Origin of the sequence: Halopseudomonas pelagia CL-AP6, from assembly GCF_000410875.1 — a bacterium.
Lineage (GTDB): Bacteria > Pseudomonadota > Gammaproteobacteria > Pseudomonadales > Pseudomonadaceae > Halopseudomonas > Halopseudomonas pelagia.
On record NZ_AROI01000003.1, the window covers coordinates 183,291 to 200,629 of the forward strand.

Sequence of the window (17,339 nt, forward strand, 5' to 3'; positions counted from 1 at the left end):
AGTCATTTGCCCGTTTCTGTACCGTTTCCCGCTGGATAGCCTGGTGCCTGCTTTCAAATATCACAAGCAATTGATCTACGGCCGCCTTCTCGCTCATCTATTAGCCGATTACGTCAGTTTTGCCTATCAGGAACAGCAGCACGCTTTACCTGACGCCCTTATACCCATGCCCTTGCATCGCAAGCGCCAGGCGCAACGTGGTTTTAATCAAGCGCTGGAGCTGGCCCGGCCTATGGCCCGAACGTTGGGCTGCCCAATGCTTAGCGCTACGCTGAAGAGAGTACAAGCTACCCATACCCAACAAGGACTGACTGCGCAACAGCGGAAACACAACCTCAGAGGTGCATTTGAGTGTTCTGCACCAGAAAAAGTCACGGGCCTGCATCTGGCACTGATCGATGATGTACTGACTACCGGGGCCACCGCCGACGAGGCCAGCTATACGCTGTTAAAAGCAGGCGCGCAGAGCGTCAGTATCTGGTGCGTGGCCAGAACGCCTTGATGCTGTGAGCGTATAAAACGACCGATACAACAGACAGTTACACTGCGCCATTACCCGAGTGTGCCGGGATGTGACACCATAGCAGCCTAATTCGGTCTGGCGGAGCTACCATGGACTCGCAACATCCTTTTGCCCTGCTTACTCCCGACACCGTGCTGGACGCGGTGGAGTCGCTGGGGTTTCTCAGTGACGCCCGCACCCTGACGCTGAACAGTTACGAGAATCGTGTATTCCAGATCGGCATCGAAGGTGCACAGCCGCTGATTGCCAAGTTCTATCGCCCGGAGCGCTGGAGCGACGAAGCCATTCTTGAGGAGCATGAGTATTCACTGGAACTGGCCGACCGGGATATTCCGGTCATCCCGCCGATGCAGATCGACGGCCGTACCTTGTTCGAGTTCGCCGGCTTTCGCTTCAGCCTGTTCAAACGTTTTGGCGGTCGCGCGCCTGAGCTGGATAACCCTGACCACCTGCTGATGCTCGGCCGTTTACTCGGCCGCCTGCACGCGGTGGGCGCCATGAAGCCATTCAAGCACCGGCCGACACTAACGGTACAGAATTTTGGGCATGACAGCCTGGCCTGGCTGCGCGAATCGGGCATCGTGCCCGAAAACCTGCGCCCGGCATATTTTTCGGTGGCCGATGATCTGATGCAGGTCATTGATCAACGCATGCAGGCCAATCCTTATTCCACGATTCGGCTACATGGCGATTTGCATGTGGGCAATCTGCTCTGGCGCGACGAGAGCCTGTACATGGTAGATATGGACGATTGCCGCCAGGGCCCAGCCATTCAGGATTTGTGGATGATGCTGTCCGGCGATCACAATCAACGCCAGGGGCAATTGGCCGAGCTGGTCGAAGGCTATAACGAGTTTTATGATTTCGATCCGCGGCAACTGGCGCTGATCGAGTCATTGCGTACCCTGCGCCTGGTTCATTACAGCGCCTGGCTGGCCCGGCGCTGGGACGATCCGGCTTTCCCACGACACTTTCCGTGGTTTGCCAGCGAACGCTATTGGGCCGATCAGGTACTGACTCTGCGCGAGCAGCGCGCCGCGCTCGACGAGCCGCTGCTCAGGTTGTTCTGATCGATGATGTTTTGATCGGCGCGTATAAGGGACATCAATGGCCGTTCCCAGTCACCTTGTGACTGAATACACTTCAAGGCACTTTTTTCAGAGGCAACGAGCATGACCGACACACTCCTCGACTCCCGCAACCTGGCCTTCGAACTGTACGAAGTGCTTGATGCCGAAGGCTTGACCCAGCGCCCGCGCTTTGCCGATCACAATCGCGAAACCTTCGACGCGGCCATCGGTACCGCACGCACCATCGCGGAGAAGTACTTCGCTCCCCATAACCGCAAGAGCGACGAGAACGAGCCCAAGTATGTGGACGGTGCTGCCGAGCTGATTCCGGAAATCAAGCCGGCGGTTGATGCCTTCCTCGAAGCCGGCTTTCTGAATGCTACGCGTACCTTCGAGCAGGGTGGCATGCAGATGCCCAACCTGCTATCGCAGGCGTGCTTTGCGCACTTCCAGTCTGCCAACGCGGCAACCTCCTCCTACGCAATGTTGACTATGGGCGCGGCTAACCTGATCGAAGCCTTCGGTAACGAAGAGCAGCAGCAGCGCTTTCTGCAGCCGATGATCGAAGGCCGTTTCTTTGGCACCATGGCGCTGACCGAGCCGCATGCCGGCTCGTCACTGTCGGATATTCGCACCAAGGCCGAGCCCGCTGAAGATGGCACCTATCGCCTGAAAGGCAACAAGATCTATATCTCCGGGGGCGATCACCCGCTGTCTGACAATATCGTGCATATGGTCCTGGCCAAGCTGCCCGATGCGCCCCCCGGCGTCAAAGGTATCTCGCTGTTTATCGTGCCCAAGTTCCTGGTCAATGATGACGGCAGCGTCGGTGCGCGCAATGACGTCGCCCTGGCCGGCCTGTTCCACAAGATGGGCTGGCGCGGCACTACCTCGACCGCACTGAACTTCGGTGAAAAGGGCGAGTGCGTAGGCTACCTGGTGGGCAAGCCGCACCAGGGTTTGAGCTATATGTTCCAGATGATGAACGAAGCGCGTATCGGCGTGGGCATGGGTGCTACCATGCTCGGCTACGCCGGCTATCTGTATTCGCTGAATTACGCCCGTGATCGCCCGCAAGGCCGTCTGCCTGATGGCAAGGATCCAAGCTCTGCTCAGGTGGCCATCGTCGAGCACACTGATATCAAGCGTCTGCTGCTGACCCAGAAGGCCTATGTAGAAGGTGCCTTCGATCTGGGTCTGTATGCCGCCCGCCTGTTCGATGACACCGAAACCCTGGAAACCGAGGAAGAGCGCCGTACCGCTCTGGAACTACTGGATCTGCTGACGCCAATCGTCAAGTCCTGGCCGTCGGAGTTCTGCCTCAAGGCCAACGAGCACGCCATCCAGATTCTCGGTGGTGCTGGTTACACCCGCGAGTATCCAGTTGAGCAGTACTACCGTGACAACCGCCTGAATCCGATTCATGAGGGCACCCACGGTATCCAGTCACTGGACCTGCTTGGACGCAAGGTAGCAATGAACAACGGCGCCGCGCTCAAGCAGCTTTCCAGCCTGGTTCAGGCTACTTGCCTTCGCGCCAGCGAGTATGACTCGCTGGCGCCACTGCGCGAGCCGTTGGAACAACTGCTTGCGCACATCGGCAAGGTTACCCTGGCGCTGCTCGGCGACATGGGTCAAGGCAAGATCAATCAGGCGCTGGCCAATTCAGCGCTGTATCTGAATGCCTTTGGCCATATGGTCATCGGTTGGCGCTGGCTGGAACAGGCCGTGTGCGCAGAACGCGGCCTGGCCGAAGGCAAGGCCAACGATGCTGCTTTTTATCGCGGCAAGCTACAGGCCGCAAGATTCTTCCTGACCTGGGAAGTACCGGGCTGCCACCACGCGCTGAGCATTCTGGAAAATCGCGACAACACCTGCCTGGAGATGCAGAACGACTGGTTCTGAACGTAGCCATTGCGTTGCCGCACGCCACAAAAAGCCGTCCTTTGCGACGGCTTTTTTATGCCGCCGTTATTATTCCCGCGGCTGTTTTGTCAGCACCTATTCTTTCCTAAACTTATGTCTTCCTGAGGGTCTTTGTTTGACGGTGTTTGCCTGAAGGTCTGTCAAAGCTGCTTCCCAATATCATCGGGTAAGACTAACCTCTGCTCAGGATCATTCTGGAATTTTTTCATGTCGCGTTTTCTTAAACTGCTTTGCTGTGTCCTGCTACTGGGGCAATGGGCCTTCGCCAGCCACGCCGTCGCCCAGTCGGAGATTGAGCAGGCGATCGAAGCCTTGCAGGCCGAGATCAAAACCCTGGCCGAGGGCAACCAGTCAGATGCGGAAAAGCGTGAATTCCAGGAAGCCTACCAGAACACGCTGATCTTCCTGGAGCGTAGCCAGAAGCTCGCTCGGGACACCACCAAGCTTGAACAGGAGCTGCAGCAGGCTCCGGAAAAAATACGCGCCGCACGGCAACAGATACAGAACCTGCGGGTGCAGGACTCCGATAGCGTACGCCGCAGTTTTGCCAGCCAGAATCTTGGATCCCTGGAGGACCTGCTGGGCGAAAAGGTCGGACAGATGTTCGCCTGGCAGAATGACCTGACCAGCGTCAACAGTGACTTGATTGCAGCGCAGACCCGTCCTGAACGCACCCAAGCGCAAGTATCGGAAAACCAGACTCGCGAACAGGCTATCGCCGAGCAGATACGTATATTGCAGCGTCAACCGGATACCCGCATCAATCAGGCCAACCTGCGCAGGCTGACTGCCGAACAGGAAAGCCTGCAACTGAGCAACCGTTTCATGCGCCAGCAGTTGAACGCCAACAGCCTGCTGCAAGACCTGGCCACCCAGAAACGCGACCTGCTCAAACAACAGATCGATAATATCGAGCACGAAGTCAGTATTCTGCAGGAAGTCATCAACGAGAAGCGGCGCAGCCAGTCCGAACAGACGGTCAGTGAGGTTACCGAAGCGCTGGAAACCACCGAAAACGAACTACTGCGCGAACAAGGTGGCCTGAATCAACGCCTCAGCGAAGAGCTGCTTGCTGCCACCACGCGCGTCGGCGAGTTGACCCGTCAGAATATCCAGACACTGCAACAGATCGAAAGCATGAACCAGATTGACCGCGCGCTGGAACAGCAGATCGATGTGCTGGAAGGCAGCGTACTGCTTTCGCGAATACTCCATCAGCAAAAGCGCGCGCTACCCAATGTCCGACTGGATGATAGCGTTGCCGATCAGATCGCTGACTTGCGTTTGCGCCAATTTGAACTCAACAGCCTGCGTGACGAACTGGGCAGGCCCCAGGCCTATCTGAACAAACTACTAGGGCGGCTTCCCGAGGACCTGCGGGAAAACCTGCGCGACGACATGCAGTTGGTGATCGATAGCCGAATCAATCTGGTTGATCAACTCAGCAGCAACATCAACAACCTGCTTAGCCAGGCTATCACCCTGCAGATCAACCAGCGTCAGTTGCGGCAACTGAGTGGCGACCTCAGACGCACTATTGATGACCAATTGTTCTGGGTCGCCAGCAACCGGCCGATAGACCGTGCCTGGGTCATGTCCTTCGGTGAACAGGCAAAAAAACAGTTCAACGAAATGCAACTGGTCATCCATATTAAACACGCGTTCAGCGCGTTGAAGGACAAGTGGCCCTGGCTACTGTTGCTGGCAGCACTGGTGGCTGTGCATACCGGGTACCGCAACAGAATCAAACAGAGGCTGTTCACCCTGAATGAAGATGTCGGCCATTTCCGACGTGACACCGTGTCCCACACGCCCAAGGCCATCGCGCTCAGCGCATTGAGCGTGCTGCCTGTACCCGTTGTCTTGGCGGCGCTAGGCCTGTTGCTGAGCCGCAGCGAGGAGACAGGCGTGCCGGTCATCGGCGCCGCACTACTAAAACTGTCTATCGCCTGGTTCATTCTGCATCTGCTGTATCGGGTATTGGATCCCAAGGGTATCGCCGTCCGGCACTTCCGCTGGGAAGCCGACCTTGTGCACCGCCTGCATCGATTGACCCGCAATCTCGCCTGGATCATGCTGCCGGTGGTATTGATCATCAGTCTGAATGCGGAAATACCCGAACAGCAGGCCAACGATGTGGTCGGGCGACTCCTGATGATGGCCGGCATGCTGTTACTCTGCGTATTGCTGGGCCGCATGATGTGGCGCAGCGAACCGCTCTACAACTCTCGAGTACTGCATTTCACCGCGTTACTGGTACTGACTCTGACACCACTGGCACTCGCCGGCATGACTTACTGGGGTTATCACTACACCTCGACAAAGCTAGCCGACCGTTTTATCGACACGCTTTACCTGATTGTATTGTGGATGTTGGTAGAGGGCACCGTGGTCCGCAATCTGAGTGTGGCCGGCCGCAAGCTGGCCTATCAGCGGGCGATGGCCAAGCGCGAGGCCGCACAAAGCCGCGATGGCCATGACAATGAAGCCGGGATCGAAATCCCGGAGATGAATATCCAGCAGATCAATCAACAATCACTGCGACTGACCAAACTGGGCATTCTGATGCTGTTTGGTGTGCTGGTGTATTTCGTCTGGTCGGATCTGATCAGTGCGGCTTACTATCTGGAGTCGATCACCCTGTGGGAGTACGCCAGCGGCACGCCGGAGAATCCTTCGACCACGGCGATGACCGCCAGTGATGTATTGGGCGCATTGCTGATCGTCGCCTTTACGGTGACCCTGGCACGTAACCTACCCGGCCTGCTGGAAATTCTCGTGCTGTCGCGTATGCGACTGGAACAGGGCAGCAGCTACGCTATCACCACGCTGATGAGCTACATCATTGTCAGTATCGGCATAATCAGTGGTCTTTCAGCGCTGGGGGTCAGTTGGGACAAGCTGCAATGGCTGGTGGCGGCGCTCAGTGTCGGCCTGGGCTTTGGTCTGCAGGAAATCTTTGCCAACTTCGTGTCTGGCCTGATCATCCTGTTTGAAAAACCGATCCGTATTGGCGACGTGGTGACCATCGGCGAGCTGTCCGGCACAGTCAACCGGATCCGAATTCGCGCCACCACCATCACCGATTTTGACCGCAAGGAAATTATCGTTCCGAACAAGACATTTGTAACCGACCACCTGATTAACTGGTCGCTCTCGGACACCATCACCCGGGTGATTATCAAGGTTGGCGTGGCCTATGGCTCCGACCTGGCGAAAACCAAGGAACTGTTGATGCAGGCGGCAACCAGCAATCCGCGGGTCTTGAAGGACCCCGAGCCGCTGGTGCTGTTTCTCAACTTCGGTGACAGCACGCTCGACCACGAATTACGCATTCATGTACGCGAACTGATCGACCGCAATATGGCTATCGACGAAATCAACCGGGAGGTTGACCGGTTGTTCGACGAGAACGACATTGAGATCGCCTTCCGTCAGTTGGATGTCAATCTGCGCACCAGCTCAGGAGTAGAGAAGCTGATTTCCAGCCACATGCTCGACGAACCGCCGCCAGAGCCTGATGCCCCTAAACCCGACAGCCCTGCTTCACTTTAACGCTGCCAGGGCACTGCGCCGGGGCTCAGCTTCCGGCGCTTGATGCGGCCTGACGAATAGCCGCACAATATCTGCCTTCAATGACCACCCGAGTAAGCCGTCCCATGCCCAGAGCCGCCGAACTGAAAAAAGGCCAGATCGTTCAGATCAACAGCCAACCGTATATCGTGTCGCACATCGAAGTGAAAAGCCCTTCATCGCGCAGCGGCACGACCTTGTACAAAGTCCGCTTCAATCATGTGCAAACCAAGCAGAAACTCGATCAGAGCCTGACTGGCGATGACATGCTCGCCTCTATCGACTTTCAGAAGCGTGCGGTGCAACTCCTGTATCTGGACGCCGACGGCTATACCTTCATGGATAATGAGGATTTCAGCCAGTACACACTGACCGCCGATCAGCTTGAAGAGCAGATTCCCTACCTGCACGACGGCATCACTGGGTTGTACGGCCTGATTGTTGAAGGCAACTTGGTTGGCGTGGAGTTGCCTGCGGTAGTCGAAATGCCGATCGAAGAAACCCCTCCAGCGATCAAAGGCTCCTCCGCCAGCGCCCGCACCAAGACCGCCCGTTTCGCTACCGGCCTGGAAATCCAGATCCCTGAATACCTGGAAACCGGCGAGAAGCTACGCATCAATACCGAAACCGGCAAATTTATGTCGCGCGCCTAAGGGCGCACTTCACTGCCAAGACATATCGGCAGAAAGAAGCAGCCCTTACTTGCACGAACAGCTTGCCGCTTGAAGCCCCATCCAAGGAGTAAATCAGCGCTATGACCGCCCCCTATATCATCTCCCCCACTGCCCCTGCCGACGCCTGCGTGATCTGGTTGCACGGCCTGGGGGCTGATCGTTTTGATTTCGTCCCGGTCGTCGAGGCCCTGGCATTGCCCCAACACCACGCCGTACGCTTTATCTTCCCCCAGGCGCCAACTCGCCCGGTGACCATCAACGGCGGTTTGCCGATGCCCAGCTGGTATGACATTCTTGGCATGGCACCGGCGCGTGCGATCAGCCACGAACAGATGCAGACCTCAGCGGACATGGTTATCAGCTTGATCAATGAACAAATCGCTGCAGGCGTGCCGATAGAACGCATCATTCTTGCCGGTTTTTCCCAAGGAGGAGCGGTGGTACTGCACGCCGCTATGCAAAGTCATCTGCCCTTGGGTGGCGTGATGGCGCTGTCGACTTATGGGCCCACTCTGGACACCTTGGTCGAGGGAGAATCCGTGAGGCCGCTGGCGATCTTCTGCGCCCATGGCCAGCACGACGAGATGGTGAAAACCAACCTGGGCCGCCAAGCCCATGACCTGCTGCAAGCCGCAGGTCACCAGGTGGAATGGCATGACTACCCCATGGGTCATGAAGTCTGCCCGGAAGAAATTGCCGACATTCGTCAATGGCTGGTTGCACGCCTGGGACTCTAGCCCCAGCACCCTGAGCGGATTGATCAAAAATTAACCGGTCAGGGCTTCGCGAAAACAAAACGTTGCAGTACACTGCTGGGTGATTATCCATTTGCCCACACTGAGAGATGCCTGTGCTCAAAGCACTGAAAAGTCTGTTCAAGCCGCAAGACAAGCCACAAGCCCAGCCGCAGTCAGCTACGCCTAGCCCACGCAAAAGCCCTGCCGCTGAGGCCAAAAGAAGCCCGTCTGACGCCGCAAACAGCGCCGCTACTAATAGCCGACCCGCGCCCAAGCAGAGGCCACGCAGAGACAAGCCCGTGGTAAAGCCAGCCGCGCCAGTAACCCCCTGGTCACGCGGGGACTTTCTTGTCGAGCCAGCTGAGGGAAAAACCCGCTTTCATGATTTCGACCTGCCCGACAGCCTGATGCGTGCCATCCAGGACCAGTGTTTCAGCTACTGTACGCCGATTCAGGCACAGGTGTTGGGCAGCACGCTCAAGGGTCAGGACGCCATAGGCCGAGCCCAGACCGGTACCGGCAAAACGGCTGCGTTTCTGATCTCCACTATTACCCAGCTACTGGAAACGCCGCCGCCGGATGAGCGCTTCATGGGTGAACCCCGCGCGCTGATTATTGCGCCCACGCGCGAGCTGGTAATGCAAATTGCCAATGATGCAGTAGGCCTGACCAAGTACTGCCCACTGAATGTGATGGCCTTTGTTGGCGGCATGGATTTCGACAAGCAGATCAAACAACTGGAAAAACAGCACTGCGACATCCTGGTCGCGACGCCGGGCCGGCTGCTGGATTTCTGTAACCGCGGTGAAGTGCATCTGGATTTGATCGAGGTACTGATTCTGGATGAGGCCGATCGCATGCTGGATATGGGCTTTATCCCCCAGGTGCGCCAAATTATCCGCCAAACGCCGCGCAAGGGTGATCGCCAAACCCTGCTGTTTTCTGCGACCTTCAGCGACGACGTGATGAACCTGTCCCAGCAATGGACCCAGGATCCGGCCATCGTCGAAATCGAACCCGAGCGTGCCGCCTCGGAAAACGTCGACCAGCAGGTTTACGCCGTTACCGGTAGCGACAAGTACAAGCTGCTGTATAACCTGATTACGCAGCTTGATCTGACCCGGGTGATGGTCTTTGCCAACCGCAAGGATCAGGTAAGACGCATTCAGGAGAGACTGGTACGCGATGGTATCAATGCCGCCCAGTTGTCCGGAGATGTGCCGCAAAACAAGCGGGTGAAGACATTGGACAGTTTTAAGGACGGTAGCCTGCGGGTGCTGGTAGCCACTGATGTTGCCGGCCGCGGCATTCACGTCGACGGCATCAGCCACGTGATCAACTACACCTTGCCGGATGACCCCGAAGACTACGTACACCGCATCGGCCGGACCGGCCGGGCCGGCGCAAAAGGCACCTCGATCAGCTTTGCCTGCGAGGATGACGCCTTCCAGATCCCCCCTATCGAAGTGCTGCTGGGCAACAAGCTAGTGTGTATCCCACCGGAGATGCATCTGCTTAAAGCTCTGCCCCAGCGCCACCAGAGCGCCGAAGAAAAAGCCGCCAGCGATGCCAACGAAGCCGAACAGGCGGCAGCGGCAGCAGCCAACAAGAAGCGCGCAAGTGGGCGTGATGGGCAACGGGGAAACCGGCGGTAACAGCGCGTTTCATCTCACCGGGCCAATGACTATAACGTGGTTTTTTGGCCCCTGAACATGCCCGTTCGTCGCTTGTACACTTTATTTTCAATTTGGCTTTTTTGCGCTTGTGATGGTCATTTGAACTGCGCTATATATCGGTCAACCGACCGAAACCCCAAGGTGATCCCCTGATACCTGAAGGCCTTCCGAGTCGGCCCGGACTGCCAGACGCAGCTCAAGCGCCTGATACAGTCTCGTATAACGGCACTTGCGAGGTAACTGCAAATGGAAGCGTGCGGACCGACACGACATACTTTCTATGTTCTCGATACCAACGTCCTCATCCACGATCCCAACGCGCTGCTGAACTTTGAAGAACACCACGTCATCATCCCGATGACCGTTCTGGAAGAACTCGATAAACTCAAATCCGGAAAAGCCAGCACAGCTGCCGATTGCCGGCAGGCGATCAGGCTGATTGACAAAACCCTCGCCGATGCGCCCCCTGATCAGGTAGAAAAAGGCGTTCCTATTCAACGCGGCAAGCTAGGCCCAAATGGCACCCTGGCGATTCTGATGGACAAGACGCCGATTCCCGCCCACTGCCTGCCCAACGACCTGAACGACAACAAGATCATCAACCAGCTCTGCCAACTGCAACACAAGTACCCCGATTCACGCGTAGCACTGGTGTCCAAAGACATCAACATGCGCCTGAAAGCGCGGGCCTGCGGGATTGATGCAGAGGATTACCAGACCGACCAGCTACTCGACGACATTTCATTGCTGGCCCGCGGATACCATCAGGTTGAAGGCTCTTTCTGGGATCGCGTCAAACGCGTGGAAACCCATCAGCGGCTGGGCAAGACCGTGCATGACGTGCAACTGATCGACAACCTGCCAGCTTTGCATATCAATGATTTCATCATTGATGACCAGGGTTTTATCGGCTGGGTCAAATCGATTGAGGGCGACCATCTGAGCCTGCGTGACCTGCATCAAGAACCGCTGATGCACCAGGAAGCCTGGGGCTTGCGGCCTAGGGACGTATTCCAGTCGCTGGCCATGTATGCGCTACTCGACCCAGATATTCACCTGGTCAACCTGACCGGCGCCGCCGGATCGGGCAAAACCATTCTGGCCCTGGCTGCGGCCATCGAACAGACCATGGTCAGCAAGACCTACCGACGCATCATTGCCACCCGCAGCACCCAGGGCCTGGATGAAGACATCGGCTTTCTGCCGGGTACTGAGGCGGAAAAAATGGAGCCCTGGCTGGGCGCGATCACCGACAACCTCGAAGCCCTGCATATGGATGACGAGTGTACCCACGGCAGCGTGGATTACATTCTCGACCGCGTTCCGTTGCAGTTCAAATCGCTCAACTACATTCGCGGGCGCAGTTTTCAGCAGAGCTTTATCCTGATCGACGAAAGCCAGAACCTTACACCCCACCAAATCAAGACCATCATCACCCGCGCGGGTAGCGGCTCGAAAGTAGTCTGCCTGGGCAACCTGGCGCAGATCGACACGCCTTACCTGAATGCCACCAGCTCAGGCCTGACTTACCTGACCGAATGCTTTAAGGACTTTCCCCACGGCGTGCATATCCACCTGCAAGGCGTGCCCCGTTCAATATTGGCGGAGTACGCCGAAACCCACCTTTAGAAGCGGCATGCAGAGCGCTTTCTGGTTGTCCTGAGTCAAGCATCACTGCCTCAGGACAACCAGAAGCTTCTGCCGCTCTCGGCCCGCTTGTAGCTTGGAACTATTAGCTATACCTATCACCCCAATGCAGAGCACGCCACAGACCAATCCGGCATAATAGCGTCCAGTCATATACGGAGGTTTTTTATGCTGTTGGTTATTTCGCCCGCCAAAACCCTTGATTACGAAACAGCCCCGGTTACCAGCACCCATACCAAGCCGCGTTTTCTCGAACACAGCCGCGAGCTGATCGACATCCTCCAGGAGAAGTCGCCACAAGATATCGCCGAGCTGATGTCCTTGTCCGACAAGCTGGCTAGCCTGAACGTAGCGCGCTATGGCAGTTGGAGCGACAAGTTCACCAAGACCAACAGCAAGCAGGCGGTGCTCGCTTTCAAGGGTGATGTGTATACCGGCTTGGCCGCGGAAGACTTTACTGAAGATGACTTTGCCTTTGCCCAGCAGCATCTGCGCATGCTTTCAGGCCTGTACGGCCTGTTGCGCCCGCTGGATCTGATGCAGCCCTATCGATTGGAAATGGGCACCAAGCTGGCTAATACCCGCGGCAAGGATCTCTACAGCTTCTGGGGTGAACACATCAGTGAGTGGCTGAACAAGGATCTGAAAAAGCAGGGGGACGACGTATTGTTGAACCTGGCCTCTCAGGAGTACTTCGGCGCAGTGAAACCCAAGGCATTGAAGGCGCGGGTGATCGATACCGTATTCAAAGACCAGAAAAACGGCCAATACAAGATCATCAGTTTCTACGCCAAGAAAGCGCGCGGCCTTATGGCCCGGTACGTGATCAAGGACCGCATCACCGATCCCGAGCAGTTGAAGGATTTTGATCTGGACGGCTACCGCTTCGACCCAGCCAGCTCATCAGAAGACAAGCTGGTGTTCTTGCGCGAAGAGCGCAACTAAGCCTCAGCTTTTACTGATCGAAACCGGGGTTAACCCGCTGCACTTTGCGCAGTAGCGCCGGCCAGGCCAGGTTCGCACCAGCGCCCTTGGTGACCTTGCGCATGCTCTCACGTGCGCCATCAAGGATCTGCTGCGGGATAGGAATCAATTCACCACTGCCCGCTTGGGCGCTGATCTGAATTTCACAGCAGCGCTGCAGGGTGTACATGGCCAGAAAGGCTTCTGCGACTGACTTGCCGCAGGTCATCAAGCCGTGATTGCGCAGGACCATATTGTTGGTGTTACCCAGATCCGCCTGCAACCGCACCTTCTCTTCATCATTCAGCGCTACACCTTCGTAATCGTGATAGGACAGGCTGCTTAATACGAAAATAGACTGTTGGGAGATCGGCAGAATGCCATTCTTCTGTGCGGAAAGGCCAACACCCGCTGCTGTATGCGTATGCAGTACACAACCGGCATCATGACGCACCTCATGTACCGCGCTATGAATGGTAAAACCGGCCGGATTGATATCGTAGGGCGTGTCCGTCAACTTGTTGCCGTGCAGATCAATCTTGACCAGGTTAGAGGCGGTCATCTCCTCGAACATCAACCCATAGGGGTTGATCAGAAAGTGCTCTGTGCCTGGGATCTTGGCTGATACGTGGGTGAACACCACGTCATCCCAACCGTACATCGCAATCAAACGATAACAGGCGGCCAGATCAACACGTACTTGCCACTCTTCGGCACTCACTTGGTCTTGCAAGTTAACGACTGGCAATGGCTGCATTGCGTTCATCGGCTTAATCCTCTTGTCTAAGATGAAAAATGAGAGCCTTTCCAGGCGCCCAGGCTTGTCACATCCCCGGTTAGTTGCGGCATACTGTGGGGTGTTCAATATAAAAGAGAGTCTAGACGGTGACAGCAAAGCGGACTGTCAAACAGGTTACAGTCGCCGCATCAGTAGATAACGGCAAACTATCCAAACTGCTGCAGAACAATCGCTGGTTCAATGAGCTTCCGGAATACTGCCTGGAGGAAATGCTCGCGCTGGCAAAAATTCGCCAATTAGATGACGGCGAGTGCGTGTACGCCAAGGACGACGAGCCCGACGGCTTGTATGGTGTCATCACCGGCGCGGCACGTATCAGCAATATCGGCCCGGACGGCCGTGAGGCGGTGCTGGCGGTTCTGAGCCCAGGTAGCTGGTTTGGCGAGATCTCCCTGTTCGATGGGCTACCGCGCTCCCACGATACGCATGCCAGCGGATCTACCGAGCTATTGCTGATCCCGCGCAAGGGCTTTCAGCAACTGCTGGATCGCCGGCCGGAGCTCTATCCTCTGTTCATGCGCCTGTTATGCCGCCGCATCCGTATTTCTTTCGCCATGCTTGAGGACAGCGCGCTGTTACCGCTGCCGTCACGCCTGGCCAAACGCTTGTTGATGCACGCGCACAATTATGGCCAGACGGACGACGAAGGCGGCCGCCCTTCTGTGCAACTCTCACAGGAATCGCTCGGCCTGATGCTTAATAGCTCGCGGCAAAGCATCAACAAACTGCTTAAACGACTCGAAGCTGCTGGTTGGCTAAACATACGCTACGGGCAGATAGTCATCCTCGATGAAGCGTCACTGACCCGTTTGGCCACAGGGGAAGCCAGCCTGGAAGGCTGACCCTAAAGCCTAAGATTAACCGGCGACGAGACTGGCCCATTGCTCCAGCCAGGGCTGGGCATCGGATTCTGGCGTGACGCTTTCGCTGGCATCCAAGCGCAGCATCGGCAAGGCTTCCACTGCCTGCAGTTCAAGCAATAACTCGCGCATCAGCTCGCCACCCTGGCAAAAGGTGTCGCCGTAAGCAGAATCACCCAAAGCGATCACCCCAAATGGCACAAGGGTCAGCAGCGGAAAGCGGCTCTGCAACTCAAGATAGAAAGGCATGAAGCTGTCAGGCAGCTCGCCCATACCAGTTGTCGACGTGCACACTAATAGACTATCCGGCTTGGCCGCCAGCAATGCGTCCACCGTGGCCGGCTTGATTCGAATTACATCCAGGCCAGCTTTTGCGCACACACTGGCCGCCTCATCTGCCACCATATCGGCTGTGCCAAACACCGAACCACTGAGCACCGCTACTTGCATGAACTACTCCAGAGTGTCGCTCAAAAAGAAGCCTATTATGCCGCAGTCTTTAGTCTCGGGGGCGGTAGACAGCGTAGGAGGTTGCTATAGAATGAGTCTAAATATCAGGGGAATACTGTTGCAATGATCAATGCCAAACTACTGCAGCTTGTGGTCAACGCGTCGAACGACGGTATCTGTGTTGCCGAGCAAGAGGGCGACGACAACATCCTTATCTACGTGAACCACGCATTCGAGACGCTGACCGGCTATAAAACCGATGATATCCTCTATCAGGATTGCCGTTTCCTACAAAAGGATGACCGCGATCAGCCCGGTCTGGATGTTATCCGCCAAGCAGTCAAGGATGGAGTCCCCTGCCGCCAGGTGATTCGCAACTACCGCAAGGACGGCAGTTTGTTCTGGAACGAGCTGTCCATCACCCCTGTATTCAATGAAGCAGACCAACTCACCTATTACATCGGCATTCAGAAAGATGTCACCGAGCAGGTTGCGGCGCAGCAGAAGGTGCAAGAACTGGAAGCTGAGATCTGCCGTCTAAGAGCGCAATTAGCGAAACAACAAGGATGAGTACGGTATTCCGTGATCGGAGAATATGGCGGGAGCTGTACAAGTAAACGAATCACGTGGGCTTAATAAAAACCTCAGTTAAAAAACCCCAGTAGCCACAAAGGGGGAAGACGGCTACTGGGGTGCGCAGCTCATGTGATCGACGCCGGTGTCGACATACTTAACTTATACACAAGTTATCCATGAATCCGCATTTTGTACAGAAGGATGTAGGATTAATCGTCGCTATTTGTAATAACGTATAACGCAACGGCTGTACCTAATGTAGTTTTCAGGCATCCAACCTCCCCGCTAGCAGCAATTGCATTTTGGCGGTGAGCCCCTCACATGGCTCACCCAAGAGCAATGCACCTGCACGCAGCAGATCCGTAGGCTGCACTTCACATAAGGCGCCGACCACCGCTACCGGGCACTCTAGCGCCTGCTCCATCCGCGATAGTTGCCTGAGCAGATCATCTTCAACCGCACGCTCGCCATACAGGGCGAGCACATCACAGCCACAACGCTGGGCCATATCTGTCAGCTCGGAGAGCGACGGTATTGCTGGCAGGTAGATCACATCGACGTCCGCAGCAGCAATAAACGTCGCGGCCACCAGCATTTCAAACTCTGCCTGCGGCCCCGGCAGCCCTGCGAGCATGACACTGGGGTAGCCCGAACGGCGATAGCTCAAGCGTTGAAACAAACGTCCGCGCAGATAGGCATCCAAAAACGCCCACTGACCTGACACCCCTGCGCCCTCACTGCTATCGCGAAAGCGTCGCCATACCGGCATAACCACACCCTCGAACATCACCGACAGCGGATAGTCGCCCTGCACCTGACCGTAGAGCAAATCCAGACCGCGCAGATCAAAGCCGTTGACCGCTTCAATCAACCGACCTCGCCACTGCTGCAGATCGGCAGCAGCCAGATTGGCCGCAGCCGTATCGACTTCGGCAGCGGGCTCGGCCACAGTGGCGGGATTAACTTGCCGGTCGATAATGGATGCCACCTTGCTGACCGCAACACCACGCTCGATCCAGGACATGACCGAGCGCACTCGCTCTATATCTGCCATAGAATAAAGCCGGTGCCCACTTGGAGTGCGATGCGGCACCAGCAGGCCATAGCGCCGTTCCCATGCTCTCAAGGTCACGGGGTTTACCCCGGTGAGCCTGGAGACTTCACGAATCGGATACAGATCCTCATTATTAAGATCCAGGGACGGCGCTAGAGAAGCTGGCTTTTCAGTCATGTGGTCATATCTACTTACAGTGAAAGTCAGTGTTCCGTGTTTTAACGATTGTGGAGTGCTGTACAGGGCCGCTAAATTGATCCCCATTGTACAGAAGTTAGGCAATAGCTAAAGCCTGTACATCACTTAGAAGCTGCCTGCTACCGCAGGCTCTCCAACAGGCCGACACCATGACCTCCAATACCCTGCCTACCACTGCATGCTGGCCACTAACGCTCTATTACGATGGGCAATGCCCTCTGTGTCTACGCGAAATACAATTGTTTTTGAAGCGAAACCAGCGAGGAAGGTTGCACCTTCTGGATATTTCCGCAATCGAGACCAAGCCACTGCCAGGTTTGACCCGGGAGCAAATGCTCAACTGTTTACATGCCAGCTTCAACAACGGACGGGTCGTCTCGGGAATAGACGCAACTTATTGGAGCTACTGTGCAGTAGGCCTTGGCTGGTTAGTAAAACCACTGGCATGGCGCTGGGCGCGGCCATTCTGGCAATGGAGCTACCGGCAATTTTGCATGATCAGGCCACATCTGACCAAGATAATACCCATGCCAGCCGGCAACGCTTGCAGTAGCGGGCAATGCCAACAGCGAACGACTCGGCGCAAATCCGGGTTGGAGTGAGCGCCAGGCGC

General features: G+C 56.2%; 14 protein-coding genes and 1 pseudogene. 12 read left to right on the forward strand and 3 right to left on the reverse strand.

Annotated features, from left to right (window positions below; genetic code table 11):
- The first annotated feature begins 43 nt into the window (after positions 1-43).
- From K787_RS25430 to yaaA, 9 genes and pseudogenes are all read left to right on the forward strand, one after another.
- Complete coding sequence (locus K787_RS25430; RefSeq protein WP_235801892.1) at positions 44-502, forward strand: ComF family protein; 459 nt, start codon at positions 44-46, stop codon at positions 500-502.
- 110 nt (positions 503-612) lie between these two features.
- Positions 613-1,593 (forward strand): serine/threonine protein kinase, encoded by a 981-nt coding sequence (locus K787_RS0102185; RefSeq protein ID WP_022961148.1) that lies wholly within the window; start codon positions 613-615, stop codon positions 1,591-1,593.
- 102 nt (positions 1,594-1,695) lie between these two features.
- On the forward strand, positions 1,696-3,498 hold the full coding sequence (locus K787_RS0102190; protein WP_022961149.1) for an acyl-CoA dehydrogenase: 1,803 nt from the start codon (positions 1,696-1,698) through the stop codon (positions 3,496-3,498).
- Between the two features lie 228 nt (positions 3,499-3,726).
- Positions 3,727-7,074 (forward strand): mechanosensitive channel MscK, encoded by a 3,348-nt coding sequence (gene mscK / locus K787_RS21905; RefSeq protein WP_022961150.1) that lies wholly within the window; start codon positions 3,727-3,729, stop codon positions 7,072-7,074.
- Positions 7,075-7,178: 104 nt separating this feature from the next.
- Positions 7,179-7,745, forward strand: a complete 567-nt coding sequence (gene efpL, locus K787_RS0102200) for an elongation factor P-like protein EfpL (RefSeq protein WP_022961151.1) — start codon at positions 7,179-7,181, stop codon at positions 7,743-7,745.
- Positions 7,746-7,846: 101 nt separating this feature from the next.
- A complete protein-coding gene (locus K787_RS0102205; protein ID WP_022961152.1) occupies positions 7,847-8,503 on the forward strand; it encodes an alpha/beta hydrolase in 657 nt (218 codons plus the stop codon).
- Positions 8,504-8,616: 113 nt separating this feature from the next.
- Positions 8,617-10,041: pseudogene (gene rhlB / locus K787_RS21910) on the forward strand (ATP-dependent RNA helicase RhlB); the annotation flags it as partial.
- A 384-nt stretch (positions 10,042-10,425) separates the two neighbouring features.
- Positions 10,426-11,808: a PhoH family protein gene (locus tag K787_RS0102215; RefSeq protein ID WP_022961154.1), complete on the forward strand. Its 1,383-nt coding sequence runs from the start codon at positions 10,426-10,428 to the stop codon at positions 11,806-11,808.
- 186 nt (positions 11,809-11,994) lie between these two features.
- Positions 11,995-12,771 carry a peroxide stress protein YaaA gene (yaaA, locus tag K787_RS0102220; protein WP_022961155.1) on the forward strand — a complete coding sequence of 259 codons (777 nt, stop codon included), beginning with the start codon at positions 11,995-11,997 and terminating at the stop codon, positions 12,769-12,771.
- A gap of 10 nt (positions 12,772-12,781) precedes the next feature.
- Here yaaA and K787_RS0102225 read toward each other — a convergent pair whose 3' ends face one another.
- On the reverse strand, positions 12,782-13,555 hold the full coding sequence (locus K787_RS0102225) for a class II aldolase/adducin family protein (protein ID WP_022961156.1): 774 nt from the start codon (positions 13,553-13,555) through the stop codon (positions 12,782-12,784).
- A gap of 119 nt (positions 13,556-13,674) precedes the next feature.
- Here K787_RS0102225 and K787_RS0102230 point away from each other — a divergent pair, with 119 nt between their 5' ends.
- Positions 13,675-14,430 (forward strand): Crp/Fnr family transcriptional regulator, encoded by a 756-nt coding sequence (locus K787_RS0102230; protein ID WP_022961157.1) that lies wholly within the window; start codon positions 13,675-13,677, stop codon positions 14,428-14,430.
- Positions 14,431-14,445: 15 nt separating this feature from the next.
- Here the strand turns inward: K787_RS0102230 and K787_RS0102235 are convergent, their stop codons facing one another.
- Positions 14,446-14,898, reverse strand: coding sequence for a flavodoxin domain-containing protein (locus tag K787_RS0102235; protein ID WP_022961158.1), 453 nt, complete (start codon positions 14,896-14,898; stop codon positions 14,446-14,448).
- 123 nt (positions 14,899-15,021) lie between these two features.
- Between K787_RS0102235 and K787_RS0102240 the strand changes: the two genes are divergently transcribed.
- Positions 15,022-15,468 (forward strand): PAS sensor domain-containing protein, encoded by a 447-nt coding sequence (locus K787_RS0102240; protein WP_022961159.1) that lies wholly within the window; start codon positions 15,022-15,024, stop codon positions 15,466-15,468.
- 271 nt (positions 15,469-15,739) lie between these two features.
- Here the strand turns inward: K787_RS0102240 and K787_RS0102245 are convergent, their stop codons facing one another.
- On the reverse strand, positions 15,740-16,705 hold the full coding sequence (locus tag K787_RS0102245; protein WP_022961160.1) for a MerR family transcriptional regulator: 966 nt from the start codon (positions 16,703-16,705) through the stop codon (positions 15,740-15,742).
- Between the two features lie 170 nt (positions 16,706-16,875).
- Between K787_RS0102245 and K787_RS24565 the strand changes: the two genes are divergently transcribed.
- Positions 16,876-17,328 carry a thiol-disulfide oxidoreductase DCC family protein gene (locus tag K787_RS24565; protein WP_084671901.1) on the forward strand — a complete coding sequence of 151 codons (453 nt, stop codon included), beginning with the start codon at positions 16,876-16,878 and terminating at the stop codon, positions 17,326-17,328.
- Positions 17,329-17,339 lie beyond the last annotated feature (11 nt).

Coding starts and splice junctions, on each gene's coding strand:
- K787_RS0102185 (WP_022961148.1), top strand. CDS start 613: ATGGACTCGCAACATCCTTTTGCCCTGCTTACTCCCGACACCGTGCTG.
- K787_RS0102190 (WP_022961149.1), top strand. CDS start 1,696: ATGACCGACACACTCCTCGACTCCCGCAACCTGGCCTTCGAACTGTAC.
- mscK (WP_022961150.1), top strand. CDS start 3,727: ATGTCGCGTTTTCTTAAACTGCTTTGCTGTGTCCTGCTACTGGGGCAA.
- efpL (WP_022961151.1), top strand. CDS start 7,179: ATGCCCAGAGCCGCCGAACTGAAAAAAGGCCAGATCGTTCAGATCAAC.
- K787_RS0102205 (WP_022961152.1), top strand. CDS start 7,847: ATGACCGCCCCCTATATCATCTCCCCCACTGCCCCTGCCGACGCCTGC.
- K787_RS0102215 (WP_022961154.1), top strand. CDS start 10,426: ATGGAAGCGTGCGGACCGACACGACATACTTTCTATGTTCTCGATACC.
- yaaA (WP_022961155.1), top strand. CDS start 11,995: ATGCTGTTGGTTATTTCGCCCGCCAAAACCCTTGATTACGAAACAGCC.
- K787_RS0102225 (WP_022961156.1), bottom strand. CDS start 13,555: ATGAACGCAATGCAGCCATTGCCAGTCGTTAACTTGCAAGACCAAGTG.
- K787_RS0102235 (WP_022961158.1), bottom strand. CDS start 14,898: ATGCAAGTAGCGGTGCTCAGTGGTTCGGTGTTTGGCACAGCCGATATG.
- K787_RS0102240 (WP_022961159.1), top strand. CDS start 15,022: ATGATCAATGCCAAACTACTGCAGCTTGTGGTCAACGCGTCGAACGAC.
- K787_RS0102245 (WP_022961160.1), bottom strand. CDS start 16,705: ATGACTGAAAAGCCAGCTTCTCTAGCGCCGTCCCTGGATCTTAATAAT.
- K787_RS24565 (WP_084671901.1), top strand. CDS start 16,876: ATGACCTCCAATACCCTGCCTACCACTGCATGCTGGCCACTAACGCTC.